This is a genomic window from Streptomyces sp. NPDC001100 (genome assembly GCF_053598575.1).
Genome location: NZ_JBSFKO010000014.1, coordinates 139,746 through 159,135 on the forward strand (window position 1 = coordinate 139,746; position 19,390 = coordinate 159,135).

Here is a 19,390-nt window from a genome sequence, read left to right on the forward strand (position 1 = left end):
CGGTGAACTGGCGTTCCGGACGCATCCACTCGCGGAGCTACCGTTCCCGGCGCATCCGCCCGCGGAGCTGCCGTCCCGGACGCGCCCGCCCGGTGAACTGGCGTTCCGGACGCATCCACTCGCGGAGCTACCGTTCCCGGCGCATCCACCGGCGGAGGCGCCAGTCCCGGCACGTCCCCTCGCTGAGTCGCCGTTCCCGGCGCATCGGCCCTGGGAGTCGCCGCTCCTGGCACATCCCCCTGGGGAATCGCCGCTCCAGGCACATCTCCCCGGGGAATCGCCGCTCCAGGCACACCCGCCCGGGAAGCCGCAGTCCGGGATGCTTCCGCTCGCGGCATAACCGTTCCCGGCGCCTCACCCAAGTGGCCCCCGGCCAAAGGCTCCTCGGCCCCTGGCCGCGCCGCAGACTCCTCGGCCCCTCTCCGCACCACCGGTGCCTCGCCCTCTCGCCGCACCACCGGGGCCTCGCTCCCTCGCCGCACCACCGACCCCTCAACCCCCCGTCGCCCCACCGCGATCAACAACGCGTCGAACGCCTCCGCCGCGTTGCCGGACCGCAGCGCGAACACCCCGTTCAGCGCGTCGCTGTCCGTCGCGGCGGCGAGTCTTCGGGCACGGTCGCCCTCACCGCACTGCCAGGCGTCACCGGCGGCGCGGTCGAGGAGGCGGGACTGTTCGCGGGGCTCGCGGGTGAGGGCTGCGGCTCGTTCCACCAAGGCGCAGGCGAGGGCGTGTTCGCCGTTCGCCCGTGCCTTGACCGCCGCCGTACGGAGTTCCGCGGTGAGCCGCACACTGGGGCCGAGGGCGCCCGCACCCCGGTGCCAGGAGCGCCGAGGCGTCTCGTCCTCCGTGCTCAACACCCGCGCCAGCAGCCGGTGGACGTCTCGCCGGTCCGCCGGAGACCCGGTCTCGTACGCTGCGATCCTCGTCCACGCGTCGCGGAACACGACCCCGGCGGCTGTCGCCTGCGCGACCCCTGCGGTCTCAGCGGCTTCCAGGGGGCGGGTGTCGAGCCGGCCCGCCGCGACGGCGCGGAGGAAGGCGTGGGTGGGGACGGGGTACTGGTCGGCGGCGGCGAGCAGGAGGAGCAGGCGGGTGTCGTCGGGCAGGGAGCGGATCTCCTGGCGGTGATGGCTGAGCAACTCCGGTGCCAGGGACGCCGGTTCGGTCGGGAGGGGGTCGAGGCCCGCGGCCTGGCGTGGGGTCAGGCGGGAGCGGAGTTCGGCGGCGGCGCGGGGGTCGCCGTAGGCCGCGCGGAGCAGTCGGATGCGGACACCCTCGGGGAGCGTGGGATCGGGGGTTCGCCACACGTCGGTGCGCGACGGTGGCCAAGTGCGGTCCAGAGGTGGGGGGTTCACTGGTGTCACCACACAACTGACGTTACTGGCGAGTTAATTCACACGTAAAGACCGGCGATTTCGCCGATGCGGCGCGCGTAGACCCCCGCTGACACTCCTGACAACCCCACCGGTATCAGGAGGCATCATGCAGCGCCACAAGCGTCGCATCGCCACGGCCCTGTCGGCCGTGGCCACCTCGCTCCTTCTGTCACTCTCCCTGGCCTCGACGCCCGCTCATGCGGCGAGCCACGATCCCATCGTCTTCGTGCACGGCCTGAGCGGTTCGGCGAGCGGCTGGAACGACTGGGTCGCGGACTTCGAGGCCGACGGCTACTCCTCGTCCGAGTTGTTCGCGTGGTCGTACGACTGGACGCAGTCGAACGTCACGACCGCCTCGCAGCTGGCCACCGAGGTCAAGAGCGTGCTCGCGCAGACCGGGGCGTCGAAGGTCGACATCGTCGGTCACTCCATGGGCACGCTCAGCTCCCGCTACTTCCTCAAGAACCTGGGCGGCACGTCGTACGTGGACCACTTCGTGTCCGTCGCCGGGGTCAACCACGGCACCGACATCGCCTCGCTGTGCGCCTGGCTGTACACGTCCTGCAAGGAGATGCAGACCGGGAGTTCCTTCCTCACCGCGCTCAACTCCGGTGACGAGACGCCCGGCAGTGTGTCGTACGCGGCCTACTGGTCGGACTGCGACGAGGCGATCAACCCGGACACCTCGGCCGAACTGAGCGGCGCGACCAATGTCGACGTCGGGTGCATCTCGCACACGAACATGAACAACGACCACGGCGTCTACGAGCAGGTCCGGGACTTCATCTCCTGACCCGGCCCCGCACCTTCCCCGGCGGCAGCGGGGGTGGTCAAGGGCGGCAGGGGGGACAATCCCGGTAGGGACCGGTTTCGGCCCGGTCCGGTCCGGGAGGTCGCCATGCCGCTACGGTCCGCAGGCTCCGGCACTGTGCCGCGGGACGCCGTCCACCACCCGCTGTTCGCCCGTTACTACGCCCGTTTCAGTGTGCGCGCCGAGTCACGGTTCGGCCTGGCCGGGATGCGGGAGAGGCTGCTCGCCGGGCTTTCCGGGCGGGTGATCGAGATCGGCGCCGGGAACGGGCTGAACTTCGCGCACTATCCGGGCACCGTCTCGGAGATCGTCGCGATCGAGCCCGAGCGGACTCTGCGGCAGCTGGCCGTGGAGTCCGCGCTCCGTTCCGGGGTGCCCGTCGACGTGGTGCCGGGTGCGGCGGAGAAGCTGCCCGTCAAGAGCGAGGCCTTCGACGCGGTCGTGCTCTCGCTGGTGCTGTGCAGTGTGCGCGATGTGCCGCGGGCGCTCGCGGAGGCACGGCGGGTGCTGCGGCCCGGCGGGGTCGTGCGGTTCTTCGAGCACGGCCGGGGCGGCGGGCCGACGATGGCGTTCACCCAGCGCGCCCTGGACCGCACGCTGTGGCCGCCGCTGAACGGCGGCTGTCATCTGGGCCGCGAACCGGTCGCCGCACTGCGCGACGCGAGGTTCGAACTCGGGCCGTACCGGCGGGTGTTGATCCCGGAGAATGGGCCCGCGCTGCCCACGTCGTACTGCGTTCTCGGCACGGCCTGGCGCCCGGTCACTGACGACTGATCACAGACTCCACTGGCGCAGTTCGTGCGCGATGTCGTCGACCGACGCCTCGCCGCTCTTCACCAACCGGGCCAGATCCCGGACCTGTTCGGGCGAGGTGATGACCTTCAGGCCGCTGGCGACGAGGTACGCGTAGGCGACGGCCGAGGCGAAGAGGGCGTTGGAACGCTCCAACGCGGGGACGTGGATGAGGAGTTGGAGTAAGGCGGCGGCACGCGCGTGCGGGCTGTCGTAGACGGGGACGTCGAATATGTCGGCCTGGTGGCGGGCGACGGCGGCGACGAGCGCGCCCCAGTCGGTGACCTGGGGGTCTCCGGGTGTGTTGTGTTCGGCGAGCATGAGCAGCCAGGCGAGGTCGATCCTGAGGTTGTTCAAGGGATCAGCGGCGACCTTCGCGGGTGCTCTTACCGTCGGTGCCGAACTCGTCGGCGAAGACGGACTCGTACTGCTTCATGAAGTCGGCGGCGGCCTCGACGAAGGTGTGGCCGACCTCCCCGGTGTCCTGTCTGACCAGTTCCTCTATGTAGCGGTTGACGCTCATGCCACGCGCCAGGGCACGCTCACGCGCCGCGCGGGCGGTGCCCTCGTCCACGCGTACGTTCAGCTGGGTCTTCGCCATACCCAAAAGCTAGCGCCGAATTGCTAGCAGCGGCAAGGGCTCATCCGGTGGGTGGAGAGTGCCCCTTACACCGGTATCGGGGGCCCGACCTGGGGCGGAGACCGCCTCGGCCGCACGGGGGATACCGGGTGTGCGCCGCGTCACACTAGGCTCGGCCGGAAGTACGGAGTCGGGCACGTCCACGAGCGAGGGAACTCCAGGAGGCCGTCTTGTCCACACCTGCAGCGGAGCACGCCCCGGGCCAGGCCTCGGCCGACCGGATCGCGGCCCGCGCCCGCGGTCTGACCAAGGCGTACGGCTCGGGCGAGACGACCGTGCTCGCCCTGGACGCGGTGGACGTGGACATCGCGCGCGGCCGTTTCACCGCCGTCATGGGGCCCTCGGGCTCCGGGAAGTCCACGCTGATGCACTGCCTGGCGGGGCTCGACACCGTCTCGGCCGGGCAGGTGTGGCTCGGCGACACCGAGATCACGGGGCTGAAGGACCGCGAGCTGACCCGGCTGCGCCGGGACCGGATCGGGTTCATGTTCCAGTCCTTCAACCTCATCCCGACCCTCACCGCGGCCGAGAACATCACGCTGCCCATGGACATCGCAGGCCAGAAGCCGGACCAGAAGTGGCTGGACCAGGTCATCGACGCGCTCGGGCTGCGGGACCGGCTCAAGCACCGGCCGGCAGAGCTCTCCGGGGGCCAGCAGCAGCGGGTGGCCTGCGCGCGGGCGCTCGCCTCCCGGCCCGAGCTGATCTTCGCCGACGAGCCGACCGGCAACCTCGACTCCCGGGCCGGTCTGGAGGTGCTCGGCTTCCTGCGCGACGCGGTCGACGAGCTCGGGCAGACCGTGGTCATGGTCACCCACGACCCGGGCGCCGCCGCCCACTCCGACCTGGTGCTCTTCCTCGGGGACGGACGGATCGTGGACGAGATGGAACGGCCGACCGCGGAGGCGGTGCTGGAACGGATGAAGCGGTTCGACCTCGTCCGCGGCCAGTCCGACGGCCCCGCCAAGGACGTGCCCGACGTAACCCTCGACAAGGACTGAACCCGTGCTGAAGGCGACCCTCCGGAGCTTCCTCGCGCACAAGGGACGGCTGCTGCTCTCGGCGCTGGCCGTGGTGCTGTCTGTCGCGTTCGTCGCGGGCAGCCTGATCTTCTCCGACACGGTGACCCGCACCTTCGACCGCCTCTTCGCGTCCACGTCCGCCGATGTGACCGTGGAGCCGAAGCAGGACCTGAAGTCCTCGGTGCCCACCGGCGCGACCGAGACCGTGCCCGCCGCGCTCGCCGGGCAGGTGGCGAAGGTGGCCGGGGTCGCCGCGACCCATGCCGACGTGTCCGTGCAGAACATCGTGGTCGTCGACAGCAAGAACAAGTCGGTCGGGCCGACCACGGGCGCGCCCACCATCGCCACCGACTGGTACCTCACCGACCGCAGCCCGGTGAAACTGACCTCGGGACACGCCCCGCAGGGCGCCGGCCAGGCCCTCCTGGACGCGGACACCGCCGACAACAAGCACGTGAAGATCGGCGACACGCTGACCGTGCAGGCCCAGCCCGGCAGCTTCAAGGTAGAGATCGTCGGCATCGCCACCTTCACCACCACCAACCCCGGTGCCGCGCTGGTCTTCCTCGACCCCGCCACCGCGAAGTCCCAACTGCTGGGCGCCTCCGACCGCGCCACGAGCATCTCGGTGGACGCGACCAAGGGCGTGTCCGACGCCGTGCTCAAGCAGCGGGTGACCGCCGCGATCGGTTCGTCCGGCTCCTACGACATCAAGACCGCCGACGAGCAGGCCAAGTCGGCCGCCGCCGACCTGGGCGGCTTCCTCGACGTCATCAAGTACGTGATGCTGGGCTTCGCGGGCATCGCCGTCCTCGTCGGTGTGTTCCTGATCGTCAACACGTTCTCGATGCTGATCGCCCAACGCACCCGCGAACTCGGCCTGTTGCGCGCCCTCGGCGCCGACCGCAAGCAGGTGCGGCGCTCGGTCCTCACCGAGGCGCTGCTGCTCGGCCTGATCGGTTCGACTCTCGGCCTTGCGGCCGGAATCGGGCTCGCGGCCGGGCTGATCAAGCTCATGACCGCGTTCGGCATGAACCTCAAGACCACCGAGATGGTGGTGAATTGGCCGACTCCCGTGGCGGCGTACGTCGTTGGCGTCGGCGTCACCTTCGTCGCCGCGTATCTCCCGGCCCGGCGGGCCGCGACGGTCTCGCCGATGGCGGCCCTCGCGGACGCCGAAGTCGCCGGTGTGGGACGGCCGTTGAGGGTGCGGGCGGTCGTGGGTTCGATCGTCGGCGTGATCGGTGTGGCCGCGCTCGCCGGCTGCGCAGCCGCGACGAAGACGGCCTCGTCCGCCTCCTTCCTCGGTCTCGGGATCGTGCTGACCCTGATCGCGACCGTGATCGCGGGCCCACTCCTGGTCCGCCCGATGATCCGGGTGCTGGGCGGCGCCTTCCCCGCCCTGTTCGGCTCGGTCGGCCGGATGAGCCAGCGCAACGCCCTGCGCAACCCGCGCCGCACGGGCGCCACCGCGGCGGCCCTGATGGTGGGCCTGGCGCTGGTCGGCGGGATGTCGGTGGCGAGCGCGTCGATGTCCAAGTCCTTCGACCAGCAGATCGACAGGACCCTGGGCGCCGACTTCGTGATCCAGAACGGCAGCTTCGTGCCGTTCTCCAAGGAGGTCACGGACCATGTGCGCGCCACCGACGGCGTCGGCCTCGTCGTACGCGCCCGCTTCGCACCCCTCGCGGTCCGGCTGCCGGACGGCAAGCGGGTGGAGACGACGGCCGCGGGGTACGACACCCCGCTCGACGACGTCGCCCACATCAAGTACGCGCAGGGGAACACGACTTCGGCGCTCGCCGCCGGACACATCGCCATGGACGTGACCTTCGCGAAGGACCACCACGTACGAGTCGGCAGCGTGCTCCCCGTCGAGTTCCCGGGCGGGCACACCACCCGGTTGACGGTGGGCGCCCTCAGCGACCAGGGCTCCTCGGGCGGGTTCGGGACGCAGGGCGGGCTGTTCTTCGGGATCGCCACGGTCGAGAAGTACGTCCCGAACGGCCAGGACTCGGCGCTGTACGTGAACGCCTCCTCCGGCACCGGCGCCGACCAGCTCCGCAAGGCGCTGGACACCACGCTGAAGCCCTATCCGCAGGTGCAGGTCCGCGACGAGGCCGACTACAAGAAGCTGATCCACGACCAGATCGCCGTACTGCTGTATCTCGTCTACGCGTTGCTCGGCCTGGCGATCGTGATCGCGGTCCTCGGTGTGGTCAACACCCTTGCCCTGTCGGTCGTGGAGCGCACCCGGGAGATCGGCCTGCTGCGCGCGATCGGCCTCGGTCGGCGTCAACTGCGGCGGATGATCCGGCTGGAGTCGGTGGTGATCGCGGTGTTCGGCGCGGTGCTGGGGCTCGGTCTCGGCCTCGTGTGGGGCGTGTGCGCGCAGCAGGTCCTGGCGCTCCAGGGCATGAAGGCGCTCGCGGTGCCGTGGACCACGATCGTCGCGGTGGTGATCGGCTCGGCGGTGGTGGGCATCGTCGCGGCGCTGCTGCCGGCGCTGCGCGCGTCGCGCATGAACGTGCTGGCGGCGATCGCGCACGAGTGATGGAATCGCGACGGTCGTTCTGAAGTCCCCTGCTGCCGAGGAGAGTTCATGTCGCGCCCGTTCCGCTTCGGGGCCAGTCTGCTGACGTCCGCGCCCGCCGACGAGTGGCGCGCGAGATGCCGACGCGTGGAGGAACTGGGCTACGACGTGATCCTGGTCCCCGACCATCTGGGCATGGTCGCGCCGTTCCCGGCACTGGTCGCGGCGGCCGACGCGACCGAGCGGCCGCAGGTGGGCACGTTCGTGCTCAACGCGGGCTTCTGGAACCCGGCTCTGCTGGCCCGCGAGGTCGCGACGACCCACGACCTGACCGGCGGGCGCCTCGAACTCGGCCTGGGCACCGGCTACATCCAGGCGGAGCACGACACGGCGGCGCTGCCCTTCGGTTCACCGGGCGAACGCGTGGACCATCTCCGGCGCACCGTCGAGGAGTTGGCGCGGCTGCTGAAGACCACGGAGACCCGGGTACCGCTCCTCCTGGGCGGCAACGGCGACCGCGTGCTGCGCCTGACCGCCGAGCACGCGGACATCGCGGCGTTCGCGGGGGCGAGCCTGGAGCCGGGCAGCACGACGGGCAGGCTGGCACCGGTCGACTCCACCGAGTTCGGTCAACGGGTCGCCCGCTACCGGGAGTTCGCGGCCGAGCGGGCGGAACCCGCCGAACTCAACCTGCTGATCCAGCTGGTGGCGGTGACGGACGACCCCGCGAGCGCGCTCGGCCCGCTGCTGGAACGCCGGCCGGACCTCACCCTGGAGCAGGTGCTCGACCTCCCCGTGATGCTGGTCGGCACCCTGGAGGAGATCACGGCGAAGCTGCGCGCGCTGCGCGACCGGTACGGGTTCTCCTATCTCACCGTGCTGGAGCCGTACCTGGAGGCGTTCGCGCCGGTCGTCGAGGAACTGCGCCGAAACCCGGTCGCCTCGCCCGCCCACCCTCTGCTTGGCTCGTCCCATGAGTGATCTTCATATCCGCAGCGCGGCCCTCACCGACATCGACGCCGTGCTGGCGTTCTGGCGCGAGGCCGCCGAAGGAACGAGCATCAGCGACGACCGCGACGGCGTGGCCCGGCTCATCGGCCGGGACCCGGACGCACTGATCCTCGCAGAACGCGAGGGGCGTCTCGTCGGGTCCGTGATCGCCGGTTTCGACGGCTGGCGCTGTCACCTCTACCGGCTGGCCGTGCACCCGGAGCAGCGCCGCCGGGGCATCGGCTCGGCGCTGCTCACGGCGGCCGAGGAGCGGTTCGTGGCGCTGGGCGGGCGGCGCGGGGACGCGATGGTGCTGGAACGCAACGAGACCGGGCAGCATGCGTGGCGCGCTGCGGGGTACGTACGCGAGGACCACTGGCGGCGCTGGGTGAAACACCTCACCACCTGAACGCTTTGCTCATCCTTTACCATTGGTGGACGACCCGGAACTTCTGCATCTCCTCGAAAGGTGTGAGCGTCCGCCCATGGGCGAGCCTCCCAGTACGCGACATCGCGCGAACCTCCCTGCCCTGTCCGATCATGGGACGGAGGTGACCCGATGACCGAAGTGCTTCTGCTGCTGGTGGCGATCCTGCTCTCGCTCCTCTGCGGCGCCTTCGTCGCGGCCGAGTTCTCGCTGACCACCGTGGAGCGCGGCGAGCTGGAGCGCGCGGTCGAGCGCGGCGAGCGGGGCGCCTCCGGTGCCCTGAAGGCCGTACGGAATCTGACCTTCCAGCTCTCCGGCGCCCAGCTCGGCATCACGGTCACCAACCTGGTCGTCGGCATGCTCTCCGAGCCGTCGATCGCCGCGCTCATCGCGGGCCCCCTGGAGTCGCTGGGCATCTCGCACTCCGCGTCGAAGTCCGTCGCGCTGGTGCTGGGGACGGCGCTGTCGACGGTGTTCCTGATGGTCGTCGGCGAGCTGGTGCCGAAGAACTGGGCGATCTCCTCACCGCTGGCCGTGGCCAAACGGGTGGGCAACGCGCAGCGCTGGTTCAGTGCCGCGTTCCGTCCGTTCATCAGCCATCTGAACAACACGGCGAACCACATGGTGCGGGCCTTCGGCCTGGAGCCGGCCGAGGAGCTGGCCTCCGCACGCGGGCCGCAGGAGCTGGCCGCGCTGGCCCGGCACTCCGCCAAGCAGGGCGCCCTGGAGCCGGACACCGCCGAGCTGTTCGTCCGGACCCTGAACCTAGCCGACCTCACCGCGGAGAACGTGATGACGCCCCGCGTCCAGGTCGTCGCCCTCGACGCCCAGGCGACCTGCGAGGACGTGGCCAACGCGACCCGGGCGACCGGGCTGTCCCGCTTCCCGGTCTACCGCGGCAGCCTCGACGACGTCGTCGGCACCGTGCACATCAAGGACGTCCTGGCGGTACCGGCGGACCAGCGGGCGCGCTTCCCGCTCTCCGACGTGCTGCGCGAGCCCCTCCTCGTCCCGGAATCCCTCACCGTCGACCGCCTGCTGGACCGGCTGTCCGGCAAGCGCACGATGGCCGTCGTCATCGACGAGTACGGCGGTACGGCGGGAGTCGCGACCCTGGAGGACATCGTCGAGGAGGTCGTGGGAGAGGTGCGGGACGAGCACGACCCGCACGAGACGCCCGACCTGGCCCCGGCCGGGACGGACGACGAGGGCCGGGCGCTGTACTCGGCCGACGGCGCCGCCCGCATGGACCAGCTCGCGCGGGTCGGACTGCGGGCGCCCGAGGGGCCGTACGAGACGCTGGCCGGTCTGGTCGCCACCGAGCTGGGGCGGATTCCGGAGGTCGGGGACACCGTCGAGGTCGCCGGGTGGCGGATCGACGTCGTGGACGCGTCGGGGCGGCGGGCCGCGCGGCTGCTGCTGCATGCGCCGCCCGCCGCATCCGGTCCTGACTCCGATTCCGACTCCGCGAAGGGGGAGCTGTGACCGCCGTACAACTGCTGATCGGGTTGGCGACGCTGGTCGTCAACGCCTTCTTCGTGGGGGCCGAGTTCGCGTTGATCTCGGTGCGCCGCAGTCAGATCGAGCCGCACGCCGAGCAGGGCGACCGGCGCGCGAAGAGCGTGGTGTGGGGTCTGGAGCACGTGTCGGTGCTGCTGGCCGCGGCCCAGCTCGGCATCACGCTGTGCACGCTGGTCCTCGGTATCGTCGCCGAGCCGGCGATCGCGCATCTGCTGGAGCCGGTGTTCCACGCGGTCGGCGTCCCGGAGAGCGCGGGCCACGCGGTCTCCTTCGTGATCGCGCTGGCCATGGCGACCTATCTGCACATGCTGCTCGGCGAGATGGTGCCCAAGAACATCGCGCTCGCCGAGCCGGTACGCAGCGCGCTGCTGCTGGGACCGCCGCTGGTGACCCTCTCCCGGGCGCTGCGCCCGGTGATCTTCACGATCAACGCGTTCGCCAACACGCTGCTCAAGCTGCTGCGCGTCGAGGTCAAGGCCGAGGTCACGGCGACCTTCTCGGACGCCGAACTCGCCCGGATCGTCCGGGACTCCGGCGCGGCCGGCCTCATCGACGAGCGCGCCCGGGAGCGGCTGAACGACGCCCTGGAGCTCGGCAGCAGGCCCGTGCGGGACGTCGTACTCCCCCTCGAACGCGTCGACTACGTGGTCGCCGGCATCACACCGGCCGAGCTGGAGGTGCTGTCGGCCGAGTCCGGCTTCTCCCGCTTCCCGGTGGTGGACGCCGAGCGCCGGATCATCGGCTACCTCCACGTCAAGGACGCGCTCGACGCGTCGCCGCGCGACGAGCCGTTCAAGGTGGAGGACATGCGCTCCATCGCGAACATCCGGGAGAGCACCCCCATGGACGACGTGCTCACGGCGATGCGCAGCGGCCGTACGCACCTCGCGGCGGTCCTCGACGAAGAGGGCCGGCTGACCGGCCTGGTGACCATGGAGGACGTGCTGCGGGAGCTGTTCGGGCAGCGGGCGTAGGGCCGGTCCCTGATCGGGGAGGGGGACCGACCGGCGGGTATGGACGCGGGATATCATCTTCGTCGCCATGCAGACGAATCCCACGCACACCAGCCTGGTCGCGATCGGCGACTCCTTCACCGAGGGCATGTCGGACCTGCTCCCGGACGGCACCTACCGGGGCTGGGCCGACCTCCTCGCCGGGCGGATGGCCGCCCGGACGCCCGGCTTCCGCTACGCCAACCTCGCCGTGCGCGGCAAACTGATCGCGCAGATCGTGGACGAGCAGGTCGGCCCGGCGGCCGCCATGCAGCCCGACGTGATCACGCTGGTCGGCGGCCTGAACGACACCCTGCGCCCCAAGTGCGACATGGGCCGGGTGCGCGCCCTGCTGGAGGAGGCCGTGGAGCGCCTCACGCCCGCCTGCAAGCACCTGGTGCTGATGCGCAGCCCCGGCCGCGAGGGCCCGGTCCAGCAGCGCTTCCGGCCGCGCATGGAGGAGCTCTTCTCCTACGTCGACGACCTCGCCGACCGGCACGGCGCCCTGGTCGTCGACCTGTACAGCGCGCCCTCGCTCGCCGACCAGCGCGCGTGGGACGTCGACCGCCTCCACCTCACGGCCGAGGGGCACCGCCGCGTCGCCGAGGCGGTGTGGCAGACCCTGGGCTACGAGGCGGAGGACCATGAGTGGCGCACCCCGATGCCGCCGACCCCACCCCCGAACTGGACCGCCCGCCGCGTGGAGGACGTCCGCTTCACCCGCCAGTACCTGCTCCCCTGGATAGGCCGCCGCCTCACCGGCCGCTCCTCCGGCGACGGCCTCTCCCCCAAGCGCCCGGACCTCCTCCCCTACGAGGGCCCGGCGGCGTAACTCTCCATGACCACGCGGGTGATCAACGTCAGGGGCCGGATTCACGAGTACGGCCCCCAGTTGGAACTCGCCCCCAAGGACCTCGTCTACGTCGGTCGCCGCTGGACCCTCGGCGGCTGGGACCTCCCCCACCACCCGCTCCGCAACCCCTTCGCCTACGACACCCCCACGCGCCGTCGGGACGGCACGCGCGCGGAGGTGATGGCGAAGTACCGGGCGTATCTGCTGGAGCGCCCCGACCTGCTGGCCCTGGTACCGGAGCTCCGCGGACGGACGCTGGCCTGCTGGTGCGCCCCGCTGCTTTGTCATGCGGGAGTGCTGGCCGAGCTGGCGGACTCGGAGTGGTGACGGAGGTCTCGTAGCTTCCGACGAAGGGGACTGTGGCGCTGGCCTGCACGAATCGCCAGTAGAATCCGTACACGTGACTTCCGCTGCCGCCAAGCCCCGCATCCCGAACGTCCTCGCCGGACGTTACGCCTCCACCGAGCTCGCCACGCTCTGGTCCCCCGAGCAGAAGGTGAAGCTGGAGCGGCAGCTCTGGCTCGCTGTGCTGCGGGCCCAGAAGGACCTCGGGATCGAGGTGCCGGACGCGGCGATCGCGGACTACGAGCGCGTCCTCGACCAGGTCGACCTGGCCTCGATCGCCGAGCGCGAGAAGGTCACGCGGCACGACGTGAAGGCGCGGATCGAGGAGTTCAACGACCTCGCCGGGCACGAGCAGGTGCACAAGGGCATGACGTCCCGGGACCTGACCGAGAACGTCGAGCAGTTGCAGATCCGGCTCTCGCTGGAGCTGATGCGCGACCGTACGGTGGCCGTCCTGGCCCGGCTCGGCAAGCTGGCCGGTGAGTACGGCGAGTTGGTCATGGCCGGCCGCTCGCACAACGTGGCCGCCCAGGCCACCACCCTCGGCAAGCGTTTCGCGACCGCGGCCGACGAGCTGCTCGTGGCCTACGGCCGGGTCGAGGAGCTGCTCGGCCGCTACCCGCTGCGCGGCATCAAGGGCCCGGTGGGCACGGCCCAGGACATGCTGGACCTGCTCGGGGGCGACGCGGCGAAGCTCGCGGAGCTGGAGCAGCGGATCGCCTCCCACCTCGGTTTCTCGCAGGCGTTCACCTCGGTCGGCCAGGTGTACCCGCGCTCGCTCGACTACGAGGTCGTGACGGCCCTGGTGCAGGTCGCGGCGGCGCCCTCCTCACTCGCGAAGACCATCCGGCTGATGGCCGGGCACGAGCTGGTCACCGAGGGCTTCAAGCCGGGCCAGGTCGGTTCCTCCGCGATGCCGCACAAGATGAACACCCGCTCCTGCGAACGCGTCAACGGCCTGATGGTCATCCTGCGCGGCTACGCGTCGATGACCGGTGAGCTGGCGGGCGACCAGTGGAACGAGGGCGACGTCTCCTGCTCGGTGGTGCGCCGGGTGGCCCTCCCGGACGCGTTCTTCGCGCTGGACGGCCTCTTGGAGACGTTCCTGACCGTGCTCGACGAGTTCGGCGCCTTCCCGGCGGTCGTGGCGCGTGAGCTGGACCGCTATCTGCCGTTCCTCGCGACGACCAAGGTGCTGATGGCCGCCGTCCGCGCGGGTGTCGGCCGCGAGGTCGCGCACGAGGCCATCAAGGAGAACGCCGTCGCCTCCGCGCTCGCGATGCGTGAGCAGGGCGCCGAGCGCAACGAGCTGCTGGACAAGCTGGCCGCCGACGAGCGCATCCCGCTGGACCGCGCCCAGTTGGACGCGCTGATGGCCGACAAGCTGTCCTTCACCGGCGCCGCCGCCGACCAGGTCGCCGCCGTGGTCGCCCGCGTCGAGGAGATCGCGAAGCAGCACCCGGAGGCCGCGGGTTACACCCCGGGGGCGATCCTCTGACGCCTCCGACTCCTCCGAAGCGCTTCACCCAGGCCGAGCTGGAGGCCGCCCGCGACCGTCTCGTACCGGACGTCGTCGCGGACGGCCTCGGTGTCCTGTTCTGCGGGATCAACCCGGGTCTGATGACGGCGGCCACGGGCCACCACTTCGCCCGCCCCGGCAACCGCTTCTGGCCGGTGCTGCATCTGTCCGGCTTCACACCGAGGCTCATGAAGCCCTCGGAGCAGGGCGAGTTGCTGTCGTACGGACTCGGCATCACGAATGTGGTGGCTCGGGCGACGGCACGGGCCGACGAGCTGAGCGCGGAGGAGTACCGGGAGGGCGGGCAGTCGCTCGCGTCGAAACTGGCGGGATGGCAGCCACGGTGGCTGGCGGTCCTGGGCGTCACGGCCTACCGGGCCGCATTCGACGACCGTCGGGCTCAAGTAGGGCCGCAGGAGCGGGTGTTCGGGGACACGCGGGTGTGGGTGCTGCCCAATCCGAGCGGGCTGAACGCGCATTGGACGGCCGCGACGATGGCGGAGGAGTTCGGACGGCTGCGGGAAGCCGCGCGGGGCTAGGCCGAGTCCGGCGGCTCACGGTGGGGCTGTCTCCGTGACGACGGCGAGGAGTTGGAACGGGAGTTCCTTGTCCCACTGGGATATGCCGAGAGCGACTGACAATCGACGGGACGTCGCTGGCTTCCCCAGATCAGCGGCTTCCTCAGATCAGTGACTTTCCCGGATCAGTGACTTTCCGGGATCAGGCGTCCCGGCGCCGCACGCTCCACGCGCCCGCCGCCAACGCGGCCGCCGTCCACAGCGCTGTCACCGCGAGCCCGGTCCAGGGACCCATCGCGCCGTCCCAGGTCGCGTGCAGCGCCACCTGGCCGGCCCGGTCGGGCAGCAGGTCCGCGATGTTGTTCGACATGTCGCCGATGACGAAGGACACGATCAGCAGGAACGGGATGAGGATGCCCAGCGTCGCCGCACCGCTGCGCAGCAGTGCCGTGAGACCGGCCGCGAACAGCGCCATCAGCGTGAGATAGACCGCGCAGCCGACGACACCGCGCGCCTGCACCGCCCAGCCGAGCCCGTCGGCCTTGGCGCCGAGCACCGCCTTGCCCACCAGCAGGGTCACGACGCCGGTGACCAGGCCGACGGCCAGCACGGGTACGGCGATCGCCGTCGCCTTGGCCGCGAACCAGCGCCCCCGGCGCGGCGCCGCGGCCAGCGACAGCCGTAGCGCTCCGCCCTGGAACTCGGAGGACACGGCGGCCGTGCCGAAGGCGATCGCCGCGATCTGTCCGAAGCTCACGCCGAAGAAGACCGCGAAGAGGGGGTCGAAGTCGTCTCCCCCGGTGTCGGACGAGGCGAGCGCGGAGAAGAGGGCCGTCACCGCGGGGATCGTGGCGAGGGACGCGAGCTGGGAGCGCAGGGAACGGATCTTGATCCACTCGGAGTGGAACACGGGCGCGAATACCATGGTCAGGCCTCCTGGTGCGGTGCGGTGAACTCGGTCTCGGTGGCGGTCAGATCGAGATAGGCCTGTTCCAACGTGCCTTCTGCGGAGGCGAGTTCGAGGATCGGTACGCCCGCCGCCGACAGCAGGGTTCCGATCTCGTCCACGCGGGCCTGCGTCACGATCCAGTGCCCGTCCTCGTGTTCCACGGCGTCGTGCCCGTGCCCGGCGAGCGCGGCCTTCAGAGCGCCGGCGTCTGTCGTACGGATGCGTACGTGGGGCTGCACACGCGCGTCGATGAAGTCCCGCATGGGAGTGTCGGCGAGGAGCCGACCGCGTCCGAGGACGACCAGATGGTCGGCGAAGGAGGCGGTCTCGTTCATGAGGTGGCTGGAGACCAGGACCGTGCGGCCCTCCGCCGCCAGCCGGCGCAGCAACTCCCGGATCCAGACGATGCCTTCGGGGTCGAGACCGTTCGACGGCTCATCCAGCAGGATGACTCCGGGGTCGCCCAGGAGAGCACCGGCGATACCCAGCCGCTGCCGCATGCCCAGGGAGTACGTCTTCACCCGGCGTCGCGCCACCGACGCGAGTCCCGTCTCCTCCAGCACCGCGTCGGCCCGGGTGGCCGGGATGCGGTTGCTCGCGGCCAGGGCACGCAGGTGGTCGCGGCCGGTACGGGAGCCGTGGGCGGCCTGGGCGTCGAGCAGGGCGCCCACATGGCGCAGCGGCTCGGTGAGTTCGGCGTAGGGGCGGCCTCCGACGGTGGCGGTTCCGGAGGTGGGCCGGTCGAGGCCGAGGACGAGGCGCATGGTGGTGGACTTTCCGGCGCCGTTGGGGCCTAGAAAGCCGGTCACTTTGCCGGGGCGGACGCCGAAGGTGACGTGGTCCACGGCCCGCCGGGTGCCGTACTCCTTGGTGAGGTCTCGTACGTCGATGCTGGTCATGGCCAACATCCTTGCTCTTCAAGGGAGTTGGGGCCTCCCCCGCCAGCGGTGATCGTCTCCCCCGCCCGGGGGAGGCCGATGGTCGGTGCCGGCTGTCACGATGTCGGAATGGCCCGCTTCCTGCGCCCGCTGCTCCGGGGGACGACGTACACGCGTCTGCTGCACCTCTGGGTGCCGATGCTGATCACCAGCGTGTGGATCTTCATCAGCCCGGGGACTCCGTACGCACCCGCGATCGCGCTGCTCCCGGTCGGCCTGATCCCGGCCGTGCGGATGGGCGAGGGGGTGCAGGCGCAGCTGCTGCTGACGCCGGGCAAGGAGGACTCGGGGATCTCCGTGGCGCCGTCGGCGACCTGGCGGGACCGGGGCCGGACGGTGCTGTGGCTGGAGGCCCGGATGGCGCTGGGCTGGGTGACCACGTTCGCCTGCGTCTGGCTCCCGGTCATCTCCTACCAGCTGATCGAGATCGCACGCGGGCGCGTACCCGACGACGTATGGGTCCTCAAGGAGGCGTCACCGAGCGGGTGGTACGCCTGGCTGGCACCGCTCCCCGTGATCGCGTTGTACGGCGCCGTCGTCGGCCTCGGCAAGGTGGCCACGTCGACGGCCCGCGTGTTGCTCGGTCCCTCGCGCGCGGAGCAGCTCGCCGCCCTGGAGGAGCGCACCGAGCAGTTGCTGGAGCGCAACCGCATCGCCCGGGAGTTGCACGACTCCATCGGGCACGCGCTGACGGTGGCGGTGGTGCAGGCGGGCGCCGCGCGGGCGGCGGGCGACCCGGAGTTCACCGAGCGCGCGCTGGGTGCCATCGAGGAGACCGGCCGGGCCGCGCTGGAGGACCTGGAGCGGGTGTTGGGCGTGCTGCGGGAGGCGGAGCGGCCGGTGAGCAGTCGGCCGACGCTGGTGGACGCCGATCGGCTGTGGGAGTCCGCGCGGGCCTCCGGGGCGAAGGTCGACGCGGAGGTGACCGGGCCGTTGGAGACGGTGCCGGGGCCGGTCTCCCGGGAGGGGTACCGGATTCTTCAGGAGGCGCTGACGAATGTGCTGCGGCACGCGGGGTCGGTGCCCGTCCGGGTCCGTATCCGGGTCGCGGACGGCACGCTCGATCTGGAGGTGCGCAATCCGCTGACGGCGGCGACAGCCGGGCCGGGCAGGGGCAGTGGGCTGCGGGGCATACGCGAGCGGGCCGCGCTGCTGGGGGGCCGGGCGCACACGGGGCCGGACGAGGGTGACTGGCAGGTGCATGCGGAGCTTCCGCTGGGCTGATCTAGGGTGGCCGGATGCCGGTCACCGTTCTCCTGGTCGATGACGAACCCCTCGTACGCGCGGGCTTGCGGGCCGTGCTGGAGGCGCAGCCGGACATCGAGGTGGTCGGGGAGGCCGCCGACGGGGCGGCGGTGATCCCGCTGGTGCGGCAGCTGCGGCCCGACGTGGTCGCCATGGACGTGCGGATGCCGCTCCTGGACGGCATCGAGGCCACGCGCGCGGTGCTGCGCACGGTCGAGGACCCGCCGAAGATCCTGGTCATCACGACCTTCGAGAACGACGAGTACGTGTACGAGGCGCTGCGGGCCGGTGCCGACGGGTTCCTGCTGAAGCGGGCCCGGCCGGCCGAGATCGTGCACGCGGTGCGACTGGTGGCCGAGGGCGAGTCCCTGCTGTTCCCGGCGTCTGTACGGCAGCTGGCGGCGGAGTACGGCGACGGCGGCGGGAACCGGGCGGCACGCGCGGTGATGGAGCGGGCCCGGCTGACCGAGCGCGAGGCCGAGGTGCTGCGGCTGATGGCCAGGGGGTTGTCGAACGCGGAGATCGCCGCCCGGCTGGTCGTCGGCACCGAGACGGTGAAGTCGCACGTGAGCGCCGTACTGGCGAAGTTGGGGGCCCGAGACCGTACGCAGGCGGTGATCGCGGCGTACGAGTCGGGGTTCGTGGCGCCCGGGTGATCCGGTGGGGCTCGTGAGTCGGGGGCGCCCGGCACTCGCCGGGGTCCGCCGCGCCGAGTACGATCCGCCCAACACGCGCACGAGCTGGGAGGACAGACCTTGGCGGGGCTGACCGGCGGGGACCCCTCGCTGCTGCGGAGAATCAACTCCGCGGTGGTGCTGCACGCGTTGCGTGCCACGGACTGCGCCACGCTGACGGAGATCACCCGGGTGACCGGTCTGTCCCGGCCGACCGTCGAGGGTGTCGTCGAGGGACTGATCGAGGCCGGGCTCGTCGTCGAGAAGGCGGCCGACGAGAGCGTTGTACGGCGCCAGGGGCGGCCCGCGCGGCGGTTCAGGTTCCGGGCCGAAGCCGGGCATCTGCTGGGCCTGGAGATCGGCGCACATCGCGTCGCCGTCCTCCTCGCCGACCTGGACGGCCGGGTGCTCGGCGCGATCGCCAAGGACGTCGACGAGACGGCGTCGGCGGACGAGCGCCTGGAGCGGCTGCGCACGGCGGTCGCCGAGCTGCTGCGCCGGGCCGGAGTGGCACGCGGCTCGCTGCGTGCGGTCGGGGTCGCCACACCGGGCATCGTCGAGGCGGACGGCACGGTACGGCTGGGCACCGCGCTGCCCCAGTGGACGGGACTGCACCTGGGCGAGCGGCTGAGCCGCTCCTTCAAGTGCCCTGTCCTGGTCGAGAACGACGCGAACGCGGCGGCGGTCGCCGAGCACTGGAAGGGCGCCGCGACCGAGTCCGACGACATGGTGATGGTGCTGGCGGGGCTGAGCCCCGGCGCCGGTTCACTGATCGGCGGGCGGCTGCACCGGGGGTATCGCGGGGCGGCCGGTGAGATCGGCGCGCTGCATCTGCTGGGCCGGGACGTGACTCCGGAGACGCTGCTGTCCACGACGGACGAACCGCTGCACCCCCTGGACGAACAGGCGGTCGCGCAGGTCTTCGCACTGGCCCGCGACGGCGACCAGCGGGCCCGCGCGGCGGTCGACCGCTTCATACAGCGCCTGGTGCACGATGTCGCCGCGCTCGTCCTGGCCCTCGATCCGGAACTGGTCGTCGTGGGCGGCTGGGCCGCGGGGCTGGACGGTGTACTGGAGCCGCTGCGGCGGGAGCTGGCGCGGTACTGCCTGCGGCCGCCGAAGGTTGCCCTGTCGTTGCTCGGGGAGGCGGCTGCGGCAACTGGCGCGCTGCGGTTGGCCCTTGACCATGTCGAGGAGCAACTGTTCGCGGTCGAGGGCACGGTGACGCGGCGCTAGCTTGGC

General features: G+C 71.4%; 19 protein-coding genes and 1 pseudogene. 15 read left to right on the forward strand and 5 right to left on the reverse strand.

The genetic code is table 11. From position 1 onward, the window contains the following. Nucleotides 1–1,367: pseudogene (locus tag ACWDEW_RS21955) on the reverse strand (hypothetical protein); the annotation flags it as partial. 118 nt (nt 1,368–1,485) lie between these two features. Between ACWDEW_RS21955 and ACWDEW_RS21960 the strand changes: the two are divergent. Together ACWDEW_RS21960 and ACWDEW_RS21965 are read left to right on the forward strand one after the other, a co-directional pair. Then, on the forward strand, nt 1,486–2,172 hold the full coding sequence (locus ACWDEW_RS21960) for an esterase/lipase family protein (protein ID WP_450514631.1): 687 nt from the start codon (nt 1,486–1,488) through the stop codon (nt 2,170–2,172). 105 nt (nt 2,173–2,277) lie between these two features. After that, a complete protein-coding gene (locus ACWDEW_RS21965) occupies nt 2,278–2,964 on the forward strand; it encodes a class I SAM-dependent methyltransferase (protein WP_450514632.1) in 687 nt (228 codons plus the stop codon). Here the strand turns inward: ACWDEW_RS21965 and ACWDEW_RS21970 are convergent, their stop codons facing one another. Next, the gene (locus ACWDEW_RS21970; protein WP_019070960.1) at nt 2,965–3,339 is read right to left on the reverse strand and encodes a hypothetical protein; all 375 of its coding nucleotides are present in this window, start codon (nt 3,337–3,339) and stop codon (nt 2,965–2,967) included. Nucleotides 3,340–3,343: 4 nt separating this feature from the next. Further along, nucleotides 3,344–3,583, reverse strand: coding sequence for a hypothetical protein (locus ACWDEW_RS21975; RefSeq protein WP_019070961.1), 240 nt, complete (start codon nt 3,581–3,583; stop codon nt 3,344–3,346). A 209-nt stretch (nt 3,584–3,792) separates the two neighbouring features. Between ACWDEW_RS21975 and ACWDEW_RS21980 the strand changes: the two genes are divergently transcribed. The 10 genes from ACWDEW_RS21980 (at nt 3,793) to mug (ending at nt 14,363) form a co-directional block, all read left to right on the forward strand. After that, nucleotides 3,793–4,623: an ABC transporter ATP-binding protein gene (locus ACWDEW_RS21980; RefSeq protein ID WP_450514633.1), complete on the forward strand. Its 831-nt coding sequence runs from the start codon at nt 3,793–3,795 to the stop codon at nt 4,621–4,623. A gap of 4 nt (nt 4,624–4,627) precedes the next feature. Continuing rightward, complete coding sequence (locus ACWDEW_RS21985) at nt 4,628–7,198, forward strand: ABC transporter permease (protein ID WP_450514634.1); 2,571 nt, start codon at nt 4,628–4,630, stop codon at nt 7,196–7,198. A gap of 48 nt (nt 7,199–7,246) precedes the next feature. Then, nucleotides 7,247–8,158 carry an LLM class F420-dependent oxidoreductase gene (locus ACWDEW_RS21990; protein ID WP_450514635.1) on the forward strand — a complete coding sequence of 304 codons (912 nt, stop codon included), beginning with the start codon at nt 7,247–7,249 and terminating at the stop codon, nt 8,156–8,158. Beyond that, on the forward strand, nt 8,151–8,576 hold the full coding sequence (locus ACWDEW_RS21995) for a GNAT family N-acetyltransferase (RefSeq protein ID WP_450514636.1): 426 nt from the start codon (nt 8,151–8,153) through the stop codon (nt 8,574–8,576). The genes ACWDEW_RS21990 and ACWDEW_RS21995 overlap by 8 nt, the downstream gene beginning before the upstream one ends. 150 nt (nt 8,577–8,726) lie before the next feature. Beyond that, the gene (locus ACWDEW_RS22000; protein WP_450514637.1) at nt 8,727–10,079 is read left to right on the forward strand and encodes a hemolysin family protein; all 1,353 of its coding nucleotides are present in this window, start codon (nt 8,727–8,729) and stop codon (nt 10,077–10,079) included. Then, nucleotides 10,076–11,089, forward strand: a complete 1,014-nt coding sequence (locus ACWDEW_RS22005) for a hemolysin family protein (protein ID WP_450514638.1) — start codon at nt 10,076–10,078, stop codon at nt 11,087–11,089. The genes ACWDEW_RS22000 and ACWDEW_RS22005 overlap by 4 nt, the downstream gene beginning before the upstream one ends. Nucleotides 11,090–11,156: 67 nt before the next feature. Further along, entirely contained in the window at nt 11,157–11,939 is a 783-nt protein-coding gene (locus ACWDEW_RS22010; RefSeq protein WP_450514639.1) for an SGNH/GDSL hydrolase family protein, read from the forward strand. 6 nt (nt 11,940–11,945) lie between these two features. Next, nucleotides 11,946–12,287, forward strand: coding sequence for a DUF4326 domain-containing protein (locus ACWDEW_RS22015; RefSeq protein ID WP_450514640.1), 342 nt, complete (start codon nt 11,946–11,948; stop codon nt 12,285–12,287). A gap of 73 nt (nt 12,288–12,360) precedes the next feature. Further along, a complete protein-coding gene (purB, locus tag ACWDEW_RS22020; protein ID WP_019070970.1) occupies nt 12,361–13,803 on the forward strand; it encodes an adenylosuccinate lyase in 1,443 nt (480 codons plus the stop codon). A 38-nt stretch (nt 13,804–13,841) separates the two neighbouring features. Beyond that, a complete protein-coding gene (gene mug, locus ACWDEW_RS22025; RefSeq protein ID WP_450514698.1) occupies nt 13,842–14,363 on the forward strand; it encodes a G/U mismatch-specific DNA glycosylase in 522 nt (173 codons plus the stop codon). A 181-nt stretch (nt 14,364–14,544) separates the two neighbouring features. On the opposite strand, the gene ACWDEW_RS22030 is transcribed toward mug, so the two are convergent. Further along, nucleotides 14,545–15,267, reverse strand: coding sequence for an ABC transporter permease (locus ACWDEW_RS22030; protein WP_450514641.1), 723 nt, complete (start codon nt 15,265–15,267; stop codon nt 14,545–14,547). 2 nt (nt 15,268–15,269) lie between these two features. After that, a complete protein-coding gene (locus ACWDEW_RS22035; RefSeq protein ID WP_450514642.1) occupies nt 15,270–16,190 on the reverse strand; it encodes an ABC transporter ATP-binding protein in 921 nt (306 codons plus the stop codon). Between the two features lie 108 nt (nt 16,191–16,298). Here ACWDEW_RS22035 and ACWDEW_RS22040 point away from each other — a divergent pair, with 108 nt between their 5' ends. The 3 genes from ACWDEW_RS22040 (at nt 16,299) to ACWDEW_RS22050 (ending at nt 19,384) form a co-directional block, all read left to right on the forward strand. Further along, nucleotides 16,299–17,453, forward strand: coding sequence for a sensor histidine kinase (locus ACWDEW_RS22040; RefSeq protein WP_450514643.1), 1,155 nt, complete (start codon nt 16,299–16,301; stop codon nt 17,451–17,453). Nucleotides 17,454–17,467: 14 nt separating this feature from the next. Then, a complete protein-coding gene (locus ACWDEW_RS22045) occupies nt 17,468–18,130 on the forward strand; it encodes a response regulator transcription factor (protein WP_450514644.1) in 663 nt (220 codons plus the stop codon). Between the two features lie 99 nt (nt 18,131–18,229). After that, the gene (locus ACWDEW_RS22050; protein ID WP_019070977.1) at nt 18,230–19,384 is read left to right on the forward strand and encodes an ROK family transcriptional regulator; all 1,155 of its coding nucleotides are present in this window, start codon (nt 18,230–18,232) and stop codon (nt 19,382–19,384) included. Nucleotides 19,385–19,390 lie beyond the last annotated feature (6 nt).

Excerpts from the sequence above, each read along its gene's own strand:
- ACWDEW_RS21960 (WP_450514631.1), top strand. The coding sequence starts at position 1,486 with ATGCAGCGCCACAAGCGTCGCATCGCCACGGCCCTGTCGGCCGTGGCC.
- ACWDEW_RS21965 (WP_450514632.1), top strand. The coding sequence starts at position 2,278 with ATGCCGCTACGGTCCGCAGGCTCCGGCACTGTGCCGCGGGACGCCGTC.
- ACWDEW_RS21975 (WP_019070961.1), bottom strand. The coding sequence starts at position 3,583 with ATGGCGAAGACCCAGCTGAACGTACGCGTGGACGAGGGCACCGCCCGC.
- ACWDEW_RS21990 (WP_450514635.1), top strand. The coding sequence starts at position 7,247 with ATGTCGCGCCCGTTCCGCTTCGGGGCCAGTCTGCTGACGTCCGCGCCC.
- ACWDEW_RS21995 (WP_450514636.1), top strand. The coding sequence starts at position 8,151 with ATGAGTGATCTTCATATCCGCAGCGCGGCCCTCACCGACATCGACGCC.
- ACWDEW_RS22000 (WP_450514637.1), top strand. The coding sequence starts at position 8,727 with ATGACCGAAGTGCTTCTGCTGCTGGTGGCGATCCTGCTCTCGCTCCTC.
- ACWDEW_RS22010 (WP_450514639.1), top strand. The coding sequence starts at position 11,157 with ATGCAGACGAATCCCACGCACACCAGCCTGGTCGCGATCGGCGACTCC.
- ACWDEW_RS22015 (WP_450514640.1), top strand. The coding sequence starts at position 11,946 with ATGACCACGCGGGTGATCAACGTCAGGGGCCGGATTCACGAGTACGGC.
- ACWDEW_RS22030 (WP_450514641.1), bottom strand. The coding sequence starts at position 15,267 with ATGGTATTCGCGCCCGTGTTCCACTCCGAGTGGATCAAGATCCGTTCC.
- ACWDEW_RS22035 (WP_450514642.1), bottom strand. The coding sequence starts at position 16,190 with ATGACCAGCATCGACGTACGAGACCTCACCAAGGAGTACGGCACCCGG.
- ACWDEW_RS22040 (WP_450514643.1), top strand. The coding sequence starts at position 16,299 with ATGGCCCGCTTCCTGCGCCCGCTGCTCCGGGGGACGACGTACACGCGT.
- ACWDEW_RS22045 (WP_450514644.1), top strand. The coding sequence starts at position 17,468 with ATGCCGGTCACCGTTCTCCTGGTCGATGACGAACCCCTCGTACGCGCG.